Source organism: Gilliamella sp. CG22 (genome assembly GCF_046635725.1).
Classification (GTDB): Bacteria; Pseudomonadota; Gammaproteobacteria; order Enterobacterales; family Orbaceae; genus Gilliamella; species Gilliamella apicola_I.
On record NZ_JBIDFK010000001.1, the window covers coordinates 316811 to 334540 of the forward strand.

At 36.9% G+C, this 17730-nt stretch carries 16 protein-coding genes; 4 read left to right on the plus strand and 12 right to left on the minus strand.

Translation table 11 applies throughout. The features are described 5' to 3' along the window. Positions 1–2: 2 nt before the first annotated feature. Positions 3–728 (minus strand): phosphatase PAP2 family protein, encoded by a 726-nt coding sequence (locus ACGH46_RS01430; RefSeq protein WP_267379366.1) that lies wholly within the window; start codon positions 726–728, stop codon positions 3–5. A gap of 102 nt (positions 729–830) precedes the next feature. Here ACGH46_RS01430 and ribA point away from each other — a divergent pair, with 102 nt between their 5' ends. Then, entirely contained in the window at positions 831–1436 is a 606-nt protein-coding gene (ribA, locus tag ACGH46_RS01435) for a GTP cyclohydrolase II (protein ID WP_411603642.1), read from the plus strand. A 208-nt stretch (positions 1437–1644) separates the two neighbouring features. Here ribA and ACGH46_RS01440 read toward each other — a convergent pair whose 3' ends face one another. The 4 genes from ACGH46_RS01440 to zipA all read right to left on the minus strand — a co-directional run bounded on the left by ACGH46_RS01440 (position 1645) and on the right by zipA (position 5646). After that, on the minus strand, positions 1645–1833 hold the full coding sequence (locus tag ACGH46_RS01440; protein ID WP_267351059.1) for a 2-hydroxymuconate tautomerase: 189 nt from the start codon (positions 1831–1833) through the stop codon (positions 1645–1647). Positions 1834–1842: 9 nt separating this feature from the next. After that, positions 1843–2358 carry an S-ribosylhomocysteine lyase gene (gene luxS / locus ACGH46_RS01445; RefSeq protein WP_267379371.1) on the minus strand — a complete coding sequence of 172 codons (516 nt, stop codon included), beginning with the start codon at positions 2356–2358 and terminating at the stop codon, positions 1843–1845. 63 nt (positions 2359–2421) lie between these two features. Next, positions 2422–4494 (minus strand): NAD-dependent DNA ligase LigA, encoded by a 2073-nt coding sequence (gene ligA / locus ACGH46_RS01450; RefSeq protein ID WP_267351062.1) that lies wholly within the window; start codon positions 4492–4494, stop codon positions 2422–2424. A 192-nt stretch (positions 4495–4686) separates the two neighbouring features. Continuing rightward, positions 4687–5646 carry a cell division protein ZipA gene (zipA, locus tag ACGH46_RS01455; RefSeq protein WP_411603644.1) on the minus strand — a complete coding sequence of 320 codons (960 nt, stop codon included), beginning with the start codon at positions 5644–5646 and terminating at the stop codon, positions 4687–4689. A 410-nt stretch (positions 5647–6056) separates the two neighbouring features. Between zipA and ACGH46_RS01460 the strand changes: the two genes are divergently transcribed. Then, positions 6057–7253 carry an efflux RND transporter periplasmic adaptor subunit gene (locus ACGH46_RS01460; RefSeq protein WP_267351066.1) on the plus strand — a complete coding sequence of 399 codons (1197 nt, stop codon included), beginning with the start codon at positions 6057–6059 and terminating at the stop codon, positions 7251–7253. Positions 7254–7272: 19 nt separating this feature from the next. Next, complete coding sequence (locus ACGH46_RS01465; RefSeq protein WP_411603645.1) at positions 7273–10485, plus strand: efflux RND transporter permease subunit; 3213 nt, start codon at positions 7273–7275, stop codon at positions 10483–10485. Between the two features lie 287 nt (positions 10486–10772). Here the strand turns inward: ACGH46_RS01465 and ruvC are convergent, their stop codons facing one another. The 7 genes from ruvC to ACGH46_RS01500 form a co-directional block, all read right to left on the minus strand. Beyond that, positions 10773–11261 (minus strand): crossover junction endodeoxyribonuclease RuvC, encoded by a 489-nt coding sequence (gene ruvC / locus ACGH46_RS01470; protein ID WP_065557872.1) that lies wholly within the window; start codon positions 11259–11261, stop codon positions 10773–10775. Beyond that, complete coding sequence (locus ACGH46_RS01475; protein ID WP_065557873.1) at positions 11261–12004, minus strand: YebC/PmpR family DNA-binding transcriptional regulator; 744 nt, start codon at positions 12002–12004, stop codon at positions 11261–11263. Before ACGH46_RS01475 ends, ruvC begins: the two co-directional genes overlap by 1 nt. 182 nt (positions 12005–12186) lie before the next feature. Continuing rightward, positions 12187–12483: a DNA-binding transcriptional regulator Fis gene (gene fis, locus ACGH46_RS01480; protein ID WP_025315996.1), complete on the minus strand. Its 297-nt coding sequence runs from the start codon at positions 12481–12483 to the stop codon at positions 12187–12189. A 7-nt stretch (positions 12484–12490) separates the two neighbouring features. Then, a complete protein-coding gene (gene dusB, locus ACGH46_RS01485) occupies positions 12491–13498 on the minus strand; it encodes a tRNA dihydrouridine synthase DusB (protein WP_267351076.1) in 1008 nt (335 codons plus the stop codon). 36 nt (positions 13499–13534) lie between these two features. After that, positions 13535–14401 (minus strand): 50S ribosomal protein L11 methyltransferase, encoded by an 867-nt coding sequence (prmA, locus tag ACGH46_RS01490; protein ID WP_267351078.1) that lies wholly within the window; start codon positions 14399–14401, stop codon positions 13535–13537. Continuing rightward, positions 14376–15827 carry a sodium/pantothenate symporter gene (gene panF, locus ACGH46_RS01495; protein ID WP_411603648.1) on the minus strand — a complete coding sequence of 484 codons (1452 nt, stop codon included), beginning with the start codon at positions 15825–15827 and terminating at the stop codon, positions 14376–14378. Before panF ends, prmA begins: the two co-directional genes overlap by 26 nt. Positions 15828–15834: 7 nt before the next feature. After that, positions 15835–16071 carry a YhdT family protein gene (locus ACGH46_RS01500; protein ID WP_267379389.1) on the minus strand — a complete coding sequence of 79 codons (237 nt, stop codon included), beginning with the start codon at positions 16069–16071 and terminating at the stop codon, positions 15835–15837. A gap of 177 nt (positions 16072–16248) precedes the next feature. Here ACGH46_RS01500 and ilvC point away from each other — a divergent pair, with 177 nt between their 5' ends. Beyond that, positions 16249–17727: a ketol-acid reductoisomerase gene (ilvC, locus tag ACGH46_RS01505; RefSeq protein ID WP_411603651.1), complete on the plus strand. Its 1479-nt coding sequence runs from the start codon at positions 16249–16251 to the stop codon at positions 17725–17727. Positions 17728–17730: the final 3 nt, after the last annotated feature.

Here is a 17730-nt window from a genome sequence, read left to right on the forward strand (position 1 = left end):
GATTACGTTACTATATGCCATTTTTTAGCATAAAAATAGCAGATTAATGCAATACCCCAACCAATGATGACGGATAATATTAAATCTATAGGAGTATGCATACCTAGTAATAATCGACTTATTTCTATTAATACCGTCCATATCACAATCAACGATATAAAGATATAATTACGCCTGAAGTTAAGTAGCACAATGGCTAAAAAAGCAAATGTTGCTGCAAATAGTGTATGACCAGAGGGAAAAGAATACCCTGTTTCATTTTGCCAGTGTTTGGATAACCAATTCGGTATTGTAGATGAATTGATTAATGATTCTTTGATAAAAGCGGCTCTTTCTGGCTTGGTTAATGAATAAAAATATTGGTCAGTTTTATTATGTTCTTTTGTTATCCATATTACATAAGGTCTTGATTCTGCTGTTTGTGATTTTATGATAGATTTTATCACTTGTCCGCTGAGGACAGCACTCACGAGAACCAACCATACTAATACAATCTTTTTTAACATTTTATCTGTTTTGCTGACTAGCAAAGCACAAAATAAAATGAAATAAAATATTGATGTTATTATTGCCCATGGGTAACTTGCTGTTTCAGTAACCCAAAAAAAATATTCTGATTTATCGTTCAATGTGTCTGGTAGCCAATGCCAATTTATGACTATAATAAACAATGGTACGACTAAAAAAATAGCCAATGCAGCTATTGTTTTTTTTATAACTAACCCCATTTAAAAACTCAACTAAGCATATTGTGCTGTCTATTTTATCATAAATGTGGTTTATTTTTAATAGATTCTCGTTTATGTTATTCATTTAATACGGAGATAATAATGCAATTAAAACATGTCGCAGAAGCGAAACTACCAACACCATGGGGTTGTTTCACTATGGTAGGTTTTGAAGAAATTGCAACTGGCAAGGATCACGTCGCATTAGTTTTTGGTGACATTTCAGAGGCAACATCTGTTTTAACCAGAGTGCATTCGGAGTGTTTAACGGGTGATGCGTTATTTAGTTTACGGTGTGATTGTGGTTTTCAATTAGAAGCAGCTTTAAAACAAATTGCAAAAGAAGGTCAAGGCATTTTAATCTATCATCGGCAAGAAGGGCGTAATATCGGTTTATTAAATAAAATTAGAGCTTATGCCCTGCAAGACCAAGGGCTTGATACGGTGGAAGCGAATGAGCAGTTAGGATTTGCTGCTGATGAGCGTGATTTTAAACTTTGTGCTGATATGCTGACACTGCTTGGTGTATCACAAATTCGTTTACTAACTAATAATCCTGAAAAGATAAGAGTGTTAGAACAAGCTGGAATTCAAGTTACAGAAAGAGTTCCTTTGGAAGTAGGCGAGAATCCAAATAACGAACACTATTTAGAAACCAAAGCTAATAAAATGGGACATTTGCTTCATCTTCATCACTGCGATCATTAAACACATTTTTACATTATTGATAATTGGTAGGATGTGGCATGAAAAATGGTCAACACTAGTTAAAGCAAAAATAATTGATATATTTAAACCTCAAAAAATTAGTGATGATTTTTTGAGGTTTTTTTAGATTTGCGTACTATTTTGTTATGCAATAGATGTCGAGTATAGAGCTGGATTAATCACTATTAATAACAGAATTAAAAAAGTATTATTCCTTATCAATTCTTAGCTCACCGCCATTTGCTAGCTGATCTTTGGATAATTCGTGCATAATAATTTGTACTGCTTCAGGCTTACAATTAAGCGTTTGAACAATCGCTTCCGTTACACGTTTCGCCATTTCTCGTTTTTGTTCAATAGTACGACCTTCTAAAAAATCGATGACAACATTTGGCATAAAAAACTCCTAGTGACCCATTGTGGCAAGTTGAGCGTCGGTTAATGCGATATCTTGATTATGACAAATACCGATACCTGAGTGAATTATATTTTCAGCAATAGCCTTGGCTTCATCCAATGAATGCATCTTGTATGTGCCACATTGGTATTCGTTTAATTCGGGTATTTGGTTTTGTGATGTTACACTGAGGACATCATGCATGGATTTGAGCCAAGCATCAACAACGAGCGATTCATCAGGTTGACCGATTAAGCTCATGTAAAATCCTGTGCGACATCCCATTGGCGAAATATCAATAATTTCAACAGTATCACTGTTTAGATGATCGCGCATAAACCCTGCAAATAGATGTTCTAAAGTATGGATCCCTTTTTCGGGTAATAGTGCTTTATTTGGAATAGTAAAACGAAGATCAAACACAGTGATATTATCGCCTTTTGGGGTTACCATCGTTTTTGCAACGCGGACAAAAGGGGCTTTCATTTTAGTATGATCTACTTTAAAACTATCTAATAATGGCATAAATTTCTCCTTGGTGTTGAGTTGCCAGTTATAGTCTTTATAACTGGACAAGTCCAAACAATCTTATTCATTTAGCAAACTTAACATCTCTTGTTCATCAATGACTTTAATGCCAAGTTGTTGCGCTTTTTCTAATTTTGAACCGGCAGATTCACCGGCAATCACCAGATCAGTATTTTTTGATACGCTTCCCGTCACTTTGGCACCAAGTTGTTTTAATTTATCTTTGGCTTCATCACGTGTTAAAACAGATAAAGTCCCGGTTAAAACAATCGTTTTACCCGAAAAAGGTGAATCGGTTGCCATTGTTTGTGCTTGGGGATTGGTGTCTTGCCAATGAATACCAATGTCATCACTGGTTAACTGTTCTATTACGTCGCGGTTATGGGGTTCTTGGAAAAAATCAATGATGCTTTCAGCAATAACCACACCAATATCATTAACTAATTGTAGTTGTTCAAGTGATGCATTTTCAATTGCCGTTAAATTACCAAATTGGTTAGCTAAATTTTCAGCCGTCACTTCACCGACATTTGGTATACCAAGCGCAAAAATAAAGCGGCTTAAAGTTGTGTTTTTCGATGTATCAAGTGCTGCTAATAAATTTTTAGCCGATTTATCGCCTACTTTATCTAACGAACATAGTAATGGTACCGTGAGTCTATAAAGATCTGCGGGTGTTTTAACATAATCTTTATCCACTAACTGTTCAATTAGTCTATCACCCATTCCTTCCACATTCATGGCTCGACGGGATACAAAATGTTTAAGCGCTTCTTTTCGTTGTGCTGGACAAATAAGTCCACCTGCACAGCGAGATACCGCTTGCCCTTCATCGCGAACAATTAGCGAACCACAAATCGGGCAGTGGGTTGGAAAGATAATCGCTTTGGTGTCGGCTGGTCTTCGATCTAATATGACCGATACAATTTTAGGAATCACATCACCTGCACGGCGTATAGAAACATAGTCACCTTCACGGACACCTAATCGGGCGATTTCATCACTGTTATGCAAAGTTGCATTACTGACAATCACACCTGCAACAGATACCGGTTCTAGTCTTGCAACAGGTGTAATTGCGCCTGTTCTACCGACTTGAAAGTCAACTTTATTTAATTGGGTGATTTCTTCTTGCGCGGGAAACTTAAACGCCGTTGCCCAACGAGGAGCACGGGCAACAAAGCCGAGTTCTTCTTGTAAAGCGATACTGTTTACTTTGATGACCACACCGTCTATGTCAAAATCCAATGACATGCGCTCTTCACCAATTTGTTTAAAGTAATCTAAAGCAGCTTGCGCACCTTTTCGCACTTGAACTTTATCACTAACAGGTAATCCCCAAGTTTTAAGTTGCATTAAACGGTCATAATGCGTATTAGGCAGATTGGCACCTTCAATAACACCTAAACCATAACAGAAAAACGATAAAGGTCTTTTAGCTGTAATTTTAGGGTCTAATTGTCTCAGAGAGCCAGCGGCTGCATTACGAGGATTTGCAAAGACTTTTTCGTTTCGTTTTTCTGCTTCAGCATTGAGTTTGGCAAAGCCCTTGTGAGACATGAACACTTCACCTCGAACTTCTAAGCGTCTTGGTATCTGCTCTCCTCTTAAAACCAGTGGAATGGTTTTTATGGTTTTGACATTGGCGGTAATGTCTTCTCCTGTTGTGCCGTCTCCTCGGGTTGCAGCTTGTACAAATTGACCATCTTCATAAAGTAAACTTACCGCTAATCCATCTAATTTTAATTCACAACAATATTCTACCGGTTCATTTTCTTTTAAGTGTAAGCGATCTTTTACTCTTTTATTGAAGGCAATAAAACTTGTCTCATCAAAAACATTATCTAAAGATAACATTGGTATCTCATGTTTTATCGAGGCAAATTGAGATAGGGGAGCACCGCCAACCCTTTGAGTAGGGGAGTCAGGAGTAATCAATTCGGGATGCTGCTGTTCAATAGTTTGAAGCTGTTTTATCAATTTGTCATATTCCGCATCCGGAATTTCAGGCGCATCTAAGACATAATAACAATATTCATGATGTCTTATCTTATCACGTAAAGATTGAACTTCAGTGATGACTTTTTGTTGTGAATCATGGGTAAGGTTTTCGGGTAAATTAGATAGTGACATGTTAGTATACTCTTAATTTAAAGTAAGATTTTTAAATGTTATTAGACACCAATCAAGTATGAATGACTTGATTAAATCAATATGTTCATCATGGTGAATATCGTTAACAATCGGATCAGAATCTTTTTATTTCCCGTCCATTTACCACCAACTAATGTTGGTGGTGTTGATAAAATTATTATTATATTTGGGTTATATTTCGTTGCACGCTTTTTTGATGCGTTCTTTGTAGCTATCGATTTTTTGTGGTGTTAGCATGTGTTGGGAATCATCTAAGACAACACCATTAACATCATCGGCTATACGTTGTGCTGTTTGTAACATGAGTTTAAAATTTTGCTGATTGTTTCCTTGTGTCGGTGCAATCATAAAAATTGAAACGCCAGGTGTGGTAAATTCGTGCATGGTCTCAGGATCCAAATAGCCTGGATTAACCATATTTGCTAAACTAAATAAAACAGGACCGTTGCCCGCAGGATCGACATGGCGATGAAAAATTCGCATATCACCGAATTGAAAACCTGATTGCATAATACTGGCAAGTAATACATCACCTTGTAATAATCGACCATTAATGCCAGTTACATTTAACACAATGATTTCTGTTTTATCTTCTTCATGGTCGATGTTTGCTTTTTCAGATTCATGATGGTCAGCTGATGATTCAGCGTTCAAAACTTCGTTTTGCTTAACAGGTTCAACTTCATGAATTTCTTCACTTATTGTGATTGCTTCTGTTTTTTCAAGTTGACTTTCTGTTTCGACTTTTTCTTCTAATGGTTCATTTTCAAAGAGATCCTGATTAAGATTAATCACTGGTTCAGGGATAGTATCTTCTTCTGGTTCGTCTATCGGTTGATGACTAAATAAATCCTCTTGTTGAGGAGGTGCTTCTTTTTCAATGATCTCAACAATTTCAACATGCGGTGTTGTTGTTTTTTTATTTTTGGGGTTAATCAGTATTACATCATCTTCTTCTATTTCATCCATATAAATGTCTGTTTGCTGTTGAGCAATAGGGTTAATATTCCTTTTTTTATCTGAATTAAACAGAGAAGAACGTTCCTTTTTATTAATCCATAATCCATGTATCAATAATGCAATAATGACCAAGGATGCAATAACAATCAGAACAATACGTAAATTATCCATAATAACCATCTCAGAATTAAATTAAATAAAGACTCAAATCACTCAATAAAAGAATCGAATGAAGTGATTACGGAGTACCACAATGTAAAATAATTACTTTTTCTTTGCAAATTAAAAAAATTCAATTGATTGTCAGTACATAAATGCCTTTGATTGTGTCATCTTATCAAGCCTAATTCTTTCGCACTAAAAATCAATAAGCATATATTACTTTATTTCTGCCAATAATCATAATTATCGGTATATATTTTTTTATTAATAATGTTAGATTTTAATTTTTAGAACTCTGTGCTATTAACCTGTAAAGATACTTACAATTTATGCATATTTTTTGTAAAATCATCGGTTACTTTTAAATAAGATTTATAATTATTAAAAATAACAATTTTGTTGATTGAGGTCAATTTTATATGAGATTTAACAAGCTATTACTCACCATTCCGGTAGCGCTCACCAGCTTATTTTTACTGTCAAGCTGCGATGATAACAAATCACAAGGCGGTAATAATCAGATACCAAAAGTTACGGTGTTTAAAGTAGAGCCATTGAATTACACTTTAAAGATTGGTTTACCCGGTCGAGTTGTCGCTTCGCAAATTGCTGAAATTAGACCTCAAGTAAGTGGCATCGTTTTAAAACGAGAATTTGAAGAAAGCTCAAATGTAAAAGCAGGGCAATCACTTTATCAAATCGATCCTGCTATCTATCAAGCTAACTATGACAGTGCTGTTGCAAGTGTAGCAAGTGCTAAAGCCAATGCTAGTATTGCCCAGCTGACTTTAAAACGTTATGCCGGTTTATTAAAAACCAAATCCATTAGTCAGCAAGATTATGATAAAGCGGCGGCAGATGCTCAGCAGGCAGAAGCTAGTGTACTTGTTGCTCAAGCAGCTGAACATACCGCTAAAGTTAATTTAGATTATACTAAAGTCTATTCCCCTATTGATGGCTATATTGGTAAATCAAGTGTCACTGAAGGTGCATTAGTTTCAGCAGGTCAAGCAACAGCGTTAGCTTTAGTTCAAAAACTTGATCCTATTTATGTTGATATGACAGAAGCAGCAACGCGTTACAATAAATATAATCAAGATCAAAACGTGATTTTTGAACCAGCGAAAGGAAATAATGTTGAACTTTATTTTAATGACGGTTCGAAATATGACGTAGCAGGGAGTATCAAATTTTCTGATATGACGGTGAATGAAACGACAGGTACCGTTACCCTCAGATCTGAATTTCCAAATCAAGATGGCAAAATTTTGCCCGGTATGTTTGTCAAACCTCAATTGACTTTAGGCTATATTAAAAATGCAAAACTCGTTCCTCAACAAGGTATTACGAGTAATGGTAAAGGCCAATATACAGCAAAAATCCTTAAACCAGATAATACGATTGAATATCGTCAAGATATTCAAGTTTATACTGGTATCAATGGTTATTGGGTAGTGACGAAAGGTATTGATATTGGTGAACAAGTTATCACGACGGGTTTACTTAATTTAACGGCAGTTGAAATGGGTAAACCAATGACAGGCCAAATTGTTGGTGAACCAGCTACTCTTACTCAAGAACAGTTAGATAATATTATCAAAAACAGCGTGAAATAAAACAGGGGTAGATTTAATTATGGCTAAGTTTTTTATTGATAGACCCGTTTTTGCATGGGTAATAGCTATCATGATGATGCTAGGCGGGGCACTATGTATAAAACTGCTAGCAGTTGAACAATACCCCGATATTGCTCCTCCTGCTGTTACTGTTTCAGCGGCTTATCCTGGTGCAGATGCACAAACTATTGAAAACACCGTTACACAGTTAATCGAACAAAATCTGACTGGGATAGATAATTTAATCTATATGAAATCAACCAGTAGTGCGCAAGGTGTTGTTCAAACTACGTTGACGTTTGCGCCGGGAACGAATCCTGATTTTGCGCAAGTGCAAGTGTTAAATAAAGTTGAAAGTATTAAGTCTCGTTTACCTGAAAGTGTTCAAAAAAATGGTGTTTCAGTTGCTAAAAATAATACTAACTTCTTAAAAGTTATTGGTTTTTACTCAACGAACCCCCAAAAGACTCAAGCAGATATTGCTGACTTTATTTATTCGACTGTGCAAGATCCGATCCGTCGTGTTCAAGGTGTTGGTGATACCACTTTATTTGGCTCTGAATATGCAATGCGTATTTGGCTTGACCCAAATAAACTCAATTATTTCAACATGTCAATTGAAGAAATTATTGCGGCAATTCAAGCTCAAAACGCTCAAGTAACTGCAGGGCAATTGGGTGCATTACCTTCAACTGAAGGTCAGGAACTTAATGCAACGATAACGGCTCAATCTCGTTTAAAAACACCGGAACAATTTCAAAATATTTTAGTTCGGGTCAATACCGACGGTTCTAATATTTTATTAAAAGATGTTGCTAACGTTGAAATTGGTGCATCTGATTATAATTTTATCTCTCGCTATGACGGTAAAGCATCGGCTGGTTTAGCTATTTATCTGGCAACAGGCGCAAACCAATTAGATACCTCTGAATTGGTTGATAAGAAAATCGAAGAATTATCGGCAATCTTCCCAGAAGATATTAAATTTGCCTATCCATACGATACAACACCATTTGTTAAATTATCTATCAGTAATGTTGTGCATACTCTGATTGAAGCAATTGTGTTAGTTGTTATCGTCATGTATATATTTTTGCAAAATCTTCGCTCAACTCTCATACCAACCATTACCGTTCCGGTTGTATTGTTAGGAACGTTTGCAATCTTATATATTTGTGGATTTACCATAAATACGTTGTCGATGTTTGCTATGGTGTTAGCTATCGGGTTACTGGTCGATGATGCTATCGTCGTTATCGAAAACGTTGAGCGTATCATGCATGATGAAGGATTGTCGCCGTATGATGCAACGGTTAAATCAATGGAACAGATAACCTCTGCTTTAATTGGTATTGCCGTTGTATTATCTGCTGTATTTGTACCTATGGCATTTTATGGTGGTGCAGCAGGGGGAATTTATCGTCAATTCTCAATTACCATTGTTACCTCGATGTCATTGTCTGTGATTATGGCAATCGTTTTAACGCCTGCACTTTGTGCTCAGATTTTAAAAGCACCATCAAAAAGTAAAAACAAAAAATCAACGTTTGGGGAAAAATTACTCGCGATTCCACCATTTAGCTGGTGTGATAAAGGAACCAAACTATTCTTTGGCGCGTTTAATAAATTTTATAACAAAGGACTGCATACTTATGAGAAAGGCGTAATTAAAGTAATACGTTATCCATTAATTGCCTTTGCTTGTTATATCGTTATCATTGTTGGATTAATATTTGGATTTAACCGCTTACCAACAGGGTTTTTACCTAATGAAGATCAGGGGGTATTGATTGTCATGGTCGAATTACCACCCGGATCAACATTAGAACAAACCATGTCAGTATTGAATAAGACAACTCAGTTTTATATGGAAAAGAAAGCTGATTCTGTTAAAGAAGTCTTTACTGTTGCAGGGTTTAGTATGGTAGGTCGTGGACAAAATATGGGACTTGGATTTGTTCGGTTAAAAGATTGGGATGAGCGTAAACGCCCTGATCAAAAAGTGGATGCTTTAGTTGGCAGTGGTTGGGGCTTTGCATCTACCATAACTGAAGGTCGAGTGATTATTGCTAACTTACCAGCGGTTCCGTCTTTAGGGATGGCTAATGGTTTCTCCTATATGCTAAAAGACACTTCAGGACAAGGGCATGAAGCTTTAATGGGTGCTTTTTATCAAATCTTAGGACAAGCATCGAAAAGACCAGAACTTCAACAAGTGCGTCCGGGCAGTATGTTAGATGTTCCTCAGTATAAAATTAATGTGGATTTCGAAACAGCTCAAGCGCTTGGTGTTTCTGTCAGTAGCGTCAATACAGTATTATCTACCGCATTAGGTTCTGCTTATATCGATGACTTTGTCTATAATAACCGAGTCAAAAAAGTGTACCTTCAATCTGAAGCGGCTTATCGAATGTTGCCTGATGATTTTAGTTATTGGCATGTAAAAAATCAAAAAGGTCAAATGGTTCCTTATGATGCATTTGCGACTACTTCAAAAAGCTATGGTTCACCATCACTTGTTCGTTATGATGGTGTTGCTGCAATGGGAATTAGTGGATCTGCTGCGCCGGGCTTAAGTTCTGGTCAAGCTATGGCAATAATGGAACAGCTATCAAAAGACTTACCAAAAGGCTTTACGTTTGACTGGACAGATATTTCTTATCAAGAACGTCAAACAGGATCGCAAACAACAACACTTTATATAATCTCTATTATTGTCGTGTTCTTGGCATTAGCTGCATTGTACGAAAGTTGGAGTGTACCAATTTCAATACTATTTGTGATTCCACTTGGTATTTTAGGAACGGTGGTTGCAACAATGTTTAGAGGACTTGATAATGATATTTACTTTATTGTCGGTCTATTAACCACAATGGGACTGTCTGCGAAAAATGCGATATTAATTGTTGAATTTGCAAAAGATGCTTTAGAAAAAGAAGGTAAATCGCTGATTGATGCAACACTTGAAGCTTGTCGATTACGTTTACGCCCAATTTTAATGACATCGTTCGCCTTTATTTTAGGGGTGTTACCTTTAGCATTAAATAGTGGTGCAGGTTCAGCAAGCCAAAACGCGGTAGGTACAGGGGTAATTGGTGGTATGTTAACAGCAACATTCTTAGCGATATTCTATGTACCATTATTCTTCTTATTTATTACTAAAATGTTTACTAAACATAAAAATAAGGTCGTTTTACCACGTAATTTTTCGCACAACACTGACCAAAAATAGTGACTTGGAAAATTGAAAAGCATATCTTAGCACCAGCTAGGATGTGCTAAAAAAAGTCGAAATCTTATTAATAAGATAACCAACAAAAAGCACGATAAAATCGTGCTTTTTGTTGAGTTTTTAATCTTATCATTATCAAAATATGATCTCATAGTAAATAACAAGGTAAAAAATTGATTCAATGATTAAATAACATTGTCGGTTTACTATTGATATTTAGATGCATCAGTTATTATTTAAGTTAGCTGATCGCGCTATTTTGCAAGGGTAATATCGTCTAATTAAGATTATTTAATAGATTTGACTAGATGTCGACTCATATGGGCATGAGTAATTGCGATAGCTAATGCGTCAGCGGCATCGGCTTGTGGACTGGCGGGTAATTTTAACAAGAGTTTGACCATGTGTTGGACTTGCTTTTTATCGGCTGCCCCTGTGCCTACTACACTTTGTTTTACTAAACGAGCCGCATATTCAAAAACAGGTAAATCGTTGTTGACCGCAGCAACAATAGCTGAGCCTCTCGCTTGCCCTAACTTTAATGCTGAATCGGCATTACGTGCCATAAAGACTTGTTCGATAGCGAACATATCCGGTTGGAATTGTAAGATGATTTCGCTAACACCTGCATAAATGCGTTTTAATCGAGTTGGTAAATCATCGACGGCTGTACGAATACAACCACTACCAAGATAGGTTAATTGTCGTCCTGTTTGACGAATTACACCGTAACCCGTCAAACGAGAACCAGGATCTATGCCAAGAATGATAGACATTAAAGAGCGGCAGCAACTTCGTCCGAAACTTCACCATTATGGTATACTTCTTGAACATCATCACAATCTTCAAGCATGTCGATCAAACGTAATAATTTTGGTGCAGAATCAATATCAAGATCAACTTTGGTCGCAGGAATCATTGATACTTCAGCTGATTCAGCAACTAAACCTGCTGCATCAAGTGCATCTTTTACTTCGCCAAATGATTCTGGTGTGGTAAAGACATCAATTGCACCATCATCATAAGTGACAACATCATCAGCTCCAGCTTCTAAAGCTGCATCCATTACTTTGTCTTCATCTGTACCTGTAGGATAAGAAATAACGCCTTTTTTGGTAAACAAATAGGATACAGAACCGTCAGTACCTAAATTACCCCCAGTTTTGGTGAAAGCATGACGTACTTCTGATACTGTACGATTACGGTTATCACTTAGGCATTCAACCATGACGGCAGTACCTGCAGGGCCATAACCTTCATAGATGATGGTTTCCATATCACTATCATCTTCACCACCTACACCACGCGCAATAGCACGATTCATGGTATCGCGTGTCATATTATTTGATAGTGCTTTATCCATTGCTGCACGTAAACGAGGATTTGACGCTGGATCGCCACCACCTAGTTTGGCTGCCGTTACAAGTTCTCGAATAATTTTAGTAAAAATTTTACCGCGTTTAGCATCTTGCGCCGCTTTACGATGTTTGGTATTGGCCCACTTACTATGACCTGCCATAGAATTCTCCAGATTAGATAATTTAAAAATCAGCGTATTTTAACAAACATTTGTTTAAAATTCATTATCAATATGTGTATTGATTTTTAATCCGTGTGATTTTTTATTGTTATAAAAACAAAAAAGCACCTAATAAACAGGTGCTTTTTTTGTATGAAATAAACTTATCAATATCAGTTCGATTAGCTCATTCCATATTGTTTTAATTTTTTACGTAGTGTACCACGGTTAATACCGAGCATATTAGCCGCTCGAGTTTGATTACCACGTGTATATTGCATAACCATATCAAGGAATGGGTGTTCAACTTCAGCTAACACTAATTCATATAGATCATTAGGATCTTCACCATTAAGTTGTGATAAATAGTTTTTTAAAGCTTGCTTGACAGAATCTCGCAAAGGTTTTTGTGTTATTTGGTCTTGAGAGTTTACAGTTGTAAATTTTAGTGCTGCAGCTGTAACGCGTTGTTCTGACATAGTATTCTTAACTCTTTTTGTTGTTTCTAATTTGACTAAAAAATGCTTTTAGTGTTCTAGCTTGCTCACTGGTGGTGCTAAGTACACTAAATAAGCGCCTAAAATGATCGCTATCAGCATAATTCTTGGTATACCAATTTACATGCTTTCTGGCAATCCGTAATCCTTTGTATTCTCCGTAAAATTGATAAAGTTCTTCAAGGTGCGTAAAAACGATTTGTTCAACTTCATCAACTGTCTTTTCTTTTTGTAACTTTCCATGTGTTAAATAGAATGCAATTTCTTCAAATATCCAAGGTCGCCCTTGTGCCGCTCGGCCGATCATTATAGCATCAGCTTGCGTATATTGAAAAACATCTTTTGCCTGTTCAGGGGTGCAAATATCACCATTAGCAATGACTGGAATGGATACCTTTTTTTTCACTGCTTTAATTGATTCATATTCAGCTACACCCTTAAATAGACATTCACGGGTGCGCCCGTGAATAGTAATCGCCTTTACGCCACAATCCTGCGCAATTTGTGCGATTTCAATGCAATTTCTATGATTTTTATCCCATCCAGTCCGCATTTTTAATGTTACTGGCACATCAACGGCACCAACAACTTTTTGCAAAATCTGTTCAATTAATTGCGGGTACTGCATTAAAGCAGAACCTGCCAATTTTTTATTAACCTTTTTTGCAGGGCATCCCATGTTAATGTCAATTAACTCAGCCCCATGTTTGGCATTAAATTCTGCCGCTTTAGCCATTTCGTCAGGATCGGCACCCACTATTTGTACTGCGCGAATGCCCAAATCTTGCGTTGAGACCATTCTTAAAGCAGATTTATCTGTTTGCCAAACATCTGAATTAGCTAAAAACATCTCTGAAATAGTCAGACCAGCACCAAACTGGTAGCATAAATTTCGAAATGGTCTGTCACTAATTCCTGCCATTGGTGCGGCGATTAAATTATTTCTTAATGTGACCTTACCAATGCTTAGTAATTTAAGGTCGGCTATATTACGCATTTTTTCTCGAACTTAAAAGGGGGTAATGTCATTTTTTTACTTTTTTTTGCCAGTAATTCGACACCATTCTTCTTGCTCAGCGACGGGATCAAGATCAAAATGGGGTTGGTAAGCGGTACAGACGCTTTGAGATTGAGAAGTCAAAATACCCGATAATCCAAGTAATCCCGCTGGTTTAATCAGACTATTGATATTAGGTTCAAGTTCTTTTAGTGGTCCAGCCAAAATGTTGGCGACTAAAACATCAGCTTGTAAATTATCAGGAATATCTTCAGTTAAATAAAGTTCAATGTCATGACTTACATTGTTACGTTCTGCATTATCTCGACTGGCTTGAATAGCTTGAGGATCAATGTCAATGCCGATGACACGTTTTGCTCCTAGTTTTAGTGCAGCAATGGCGAGAATTCCCGAACCACAACCGTAATCAATCACTAATTTATCTTTTAAGTCTAAGCTATCAAGCCATTTAAGACATAACGCAGTGGTAGGGTGGGTACCTGTTCCAAAAGCTAAACCTGGATCTAACATAACATTGATCGCATTAGGATCAGGGACTGGGCGCCAACTTGGACAAATCCATAAGCGTTGACCAAATTGCATAGGATGAAAATTGTCCATCCACTCGCGTTCCCAATCTTTATCCTCTAATTGTTCGAATTTATAAGAATATTGATCAAGATTTAATATTGCTTTCAATTCATCTAAATCAGTTTGAGCATCGTAAAGCCCAATTACATCTGTATTACCCCAAAGTTTTGTTTCACCGGGTAAGGGTTCATACACAGGCGTATCATAGGTATCTTGAAATGTGACAGATAACGCCCCTGATTCTTCCAAAAGCTCACTTATTGGTTCAGCAAGATCACTTGTTGTGTTAATTTTGAGTTGAATCCAAGGCATAATTTTTCCTTAAGTTACCAAATATATTGGCGATGATAAAAACAACCAATCCAATAATTAATGAAGGAACAATTGGATGGAAAGAACAAATTTTAATGTTATAAGCGGCTAAAAAGGTATAACTAATGGCTCCAGCAAACATTGAACATAATGCGCCAGTTGCATTAGCTTTCTTCCAATATAAGCCAAGTACCAAAGGCCATAAAAATACCGCTTCCAGCCCACCAAAAGCAAGTAAATTTAACCAAATTATCATATCCGGTGGATTCCAAGCTGCTAAAATGAGCAGTGCGCCAAAAATAAAGGTAATGATAACTGATATTCGCGTTAAGGTTTTGTCACTGCATTTTGTTTCAGGTTTTATGCTTAAAAACAGATCTTTTATAATCACTGAAGAGACTTGTAACAGTTGTGCGTTAATGGTTGACATAATCGCAGCCAGAGGAGCAGCCAAAAAGATGCCTGCTGCGAGTGGCGACATCACTTTAATAATTAAAGTTGGGACAATTTGATCGGGAATGGTTAAATCATCAATAATTGCTCGCCCAAGTGCACCAGAAAGGTGCATGGTTAACATAATAACTGTAACAACAATCGTACCGATAATGATGCCCCGATGTACCGCTTTACTGTCTTTATACGCCATACAACGTACTGCTGTATGCGGTAAACCAACCACACCAAAACAGACTAAAATCCAGAATGATGCCATAAATGGAAAGTCCATAAAATTGCCAGGGCCTTGTGGGGTTAATAATGCAGGATCAATTTCTTTTAAACGCTCAATAATAGCCGTTAATCCACCACCAGCATAAATAATGGCGGTTAAAAGTAAAATTGAGCCAATGATCATCACTAAACCTTGGAAAGCATCGTTTAAGATACTTGCTCGAAATCCACCAAATGCAGTATATATCACCGTACCAATACCGAAAATAAGTAGACCGACTTTATAAGGTATGCCTACTGAAGATTCTAATAATCGGGCACCACCGACAAACTGGACAGTCATTGCACCGACAAAGGCGACGACTAAAGCAATACTGGCAAACCAGACAATGGTTTTACTTTTATAATGAGCATAGAGCATATCACTTAGCGTAATAGCATTATACTTGCGCGCTAGAATGGCAAATTTTTTGCCCAAAATTCCCAGAGATAGCAAAACAGTAGGGACTTGAATCATAGACAACAATACCCAGCCTAGTCCGTATTTATAAGCAGCACCGGGACCCCCTATAAACGAACTGGCACTGATGTAAGTTGCCGCCAGTGTCATGGCGAGCAAAAATCCCCCCATTGTTCGATTACCAATAAAGTAATCAGTAAATTGATTGACTTTTTTGCGTTTAACATAAGCATAGATAGATAAGGCAAACACAAAAATAAGATAGATGACTAGCGGTAATATAATATCTAAATGCATTGTTTGATCACTTAGTTTGTTCTAATGAGATGTTTTTGAAATGAAATTTTACAACGATCCAGCATAATAAAATAAACCCGACAGGTACCATAATGCAGGATAATTCAAACCATAATGGAAGCCCCAAAAAGCCAGTTCTATCGCCAGCGCCGTAAGCACAAACAATCCAGCCAAGAAGATAAATAATTGTTAATAACAGTGAAAGCTTAGCTTCTTTATTTGCTTGCTTATATCGTGTATCCATATTGAATAATTTATCAATAATTAAATAGTGGCTTAGAGTAAAAGAAAGCATTACATTTAGCAAGTATATTGCATTTTATGCAATATGATTTTTTAAATATATCAATTTTCGCAATAATTAAATTCAGTTATAGTGTTGGACAATTCGATTATGACAAATAAATTAATGGAGATCCTAATGTCAAACTATTTTAATACTCTAAATTTACGTGAAAAATTACACCAACTTGGACAATGCCGTTTTATGGCTCGTGATGAATTTGCATCAGAAGCCGATTTTTTAAAAGGCAAAAAAATTGTAATAGTAGGATGTGGTGCGCAAGGTCTGAATCAAGGTTTAAATATGCGGGATTCAGGACTTGATATTGCCTATGCTTTACGTAAAGAAGCGATTGCAGAAAAGCGTCCTTCATGGAAAAAAGCAACTGAAAATGGATTTAAAGTAGGCAGTTATGAAGAGTTAATTCTTACAGCTGATTTAGTGATTAATTTAACACCTGACAAACAACACTCAGCGGTAGTAAAAGCAGTACAACCATTGATGAAACAGGGAGCCGCTTTAGGTTATTCTCATGGTTTTAATATTGTTGAAGTTGGCGAAAAAATTCGTCCTGATATCACGGTTGTCATGGTTGCGCCAAAGTGTCCAGGAACAGAGGTACGTGAAGAGTATAAACGAGGATTTGGTGTTCCGACTCTGATCGCCGTTCACCCTGAAAACGATCCTAAAGGTGAAGGTTTAGCTATCGCCAAAGCATGGGCGGCGGCTACCGGTGGACATCGTGCTGGTGTTTTACAGTCTTCATTTGTTGCTGAAGTTAAATCTGATCTTATGGGAGAACAAACGATCCTTTGCGGTATGTTGCAAACAGGGTCATTACTTTGTTTTGATAAACTTGTGGCAGACGGTGTGGATCCGGCTTATGCATGTAAATTATTACAATTTGGTTGGGAAACCATTACCGAAGCATTGAAACAAGGTGGTATTACCTTAATGATGGATCGCTTGTCGAATCCGGCTAAGTTACGCGCTAATGCATTAGCTAAAGAATTAAAAGTGATCATGACTGATCTTTATCGTAAACATATGGATGATATTATTTCGGGTGAATTTTCAGCAACCATGATGAAAGACTGGGCAAATGATGATGCTAACTTATTAAAATGGCGTAAAGAAACCGGTGAAACAGCCTTTGAAAAAGCCGCTGAATACCAAGGTAAAATTGATGAACAAGCCTACTTTGATCAGGGTGTAGTCATGGTCGCTATGGTAAAAGCTGGGGTTGAACTTGCTTTTGAAACCATGCTTGAGTCAGGTATTTTACCAGAATCAGCTTATTATGAATCCTTACATGAACTTCCTTTAATTGCCAATACGATTGCCCGTAAGCGTTTATACGAAATGAATGTGGTGATATCTGATACTGCTGAATATGGTAATTATCTTTTCGCTAATGCAGCGATCCCATTATTAAAAGAAAAATTTATGCCAATGTTACAATCGGGCGATCTTGGTAAAGCGATCCCAGAAGGTAGCGTTGATAATGCGCAATTACGTGATGTAAATGATGAAATTCGTCATCACCCAATTGAAATTATTGGCCGTAAATTAAGAAGCTATATGACGGATATGAAACGTATCAATGTTGCCAGTTAATCA

Bases quoted from the DNA above. Each gene is read 5' to 3' on its own strand.
- ACGH46_RS01430 (WP_267379366.1), bottom strand. From the start codon at position 728: ATGGGGTTAGTTATAAAAAAAACAATAGCTGCATTGGCTATTTTTTTA.
- ribA (WP_411603642.1), top strand. From the start codon at position 831: ATGCAATTAAAACATGTCGCAGAAGCGAAACTACCAACACCATGGGGT.
- ACGH46_RS01440 (WP_267351059.1), bottom strand. From the start codon at position 1,833: ATGCCAAATGTTGTCATCGATTTTTTAGAAGGTCGTACTATTGAACAA.
- luxS (WP_267379371.1), bottom strand. From the start codon at position 2,358: ATGCCATTATTAGATAGTTTTAAAGTAGATCATACTAAAATGAAAGCC.
- ligA (WP_267351062.1), bottom strand. From the start codon at position 4,494: ATGTCACTATCTAATTTACCCGAAAACCTTACCCATGATTCACAACAA.
- zipA (WP_411603644.1), bottom strand. From the start codon at position 5,646: ATGGATAATTTACGTATTGTTCTGATTGTTATTGCATCCTTGGTCATT.
- ACGH46_RS01460 (WP_267351066.1), top strand. From the start codon at position 6,057: ATGAGATTTAACAAGCTATTACTCACCATTCCGGTAGCGCTCACCAGC.
- ACGH46_RS01465 (WP_411603645.1), top strand. From the start codon at position 7,273: ATGGCTAAGTTTTTTATTGATAGACCCGTTTTTGCATGGGTAATAGCT.
- ruvC (WP_065557872.1), bottom strand. From the start codon at position 11,261: ATGTCTATCATTCTTGGCATAGATCCTGGTTCTCGTTTGACGGGTTAC.
- ACGH46_RS01475 (WP_065557873.1), bottom strand. From the start codon at position 12,004: ATGGCAGGTCATAGTAAGTGGGCCAATACCAAACATCGTAAAGCGGCG.
- fis (WP_025315996.1), bottom strand. From the start codon at position 12,483: ATGTCAGAACAACGCGTTACAGCTGCAGCACTAAAATTTACAACTGTA.
- dusB (WP_267351076.1), bottom strand. From the start codon at position 13,498: ATGCGTAATATAGCCGACCTTAAATTACTAAGCATTGGTAAGGTCACA.
- prmA (WP_267351078.1), bottom strand. From the start codon at position 14,401: ATGCCTTGGATTCAACTCAAAATTAACACAACAAGTGATCTTGCTGAA.
- panF (WP_411603648.1), bottom strand. From the start codon at position 15,827: ATGCATTTAGATATTATATTACCGCTAGTCATCTATCTTATTTTTGTG.
- ACGH46_RS01500 (WP_267379389.1), bottom strand. From the start codon at position 16,071: ATGGATACACGATATAAGCAAGCAAATAAAGAAGCTAAGCTTTCACTG.
- ilvC (WP_411603651.1), top strand. From the start codon at position 16,249: ATGTCAAACTATTTTAATACTCTAAATTTACGTGAAAAATTACACCAA.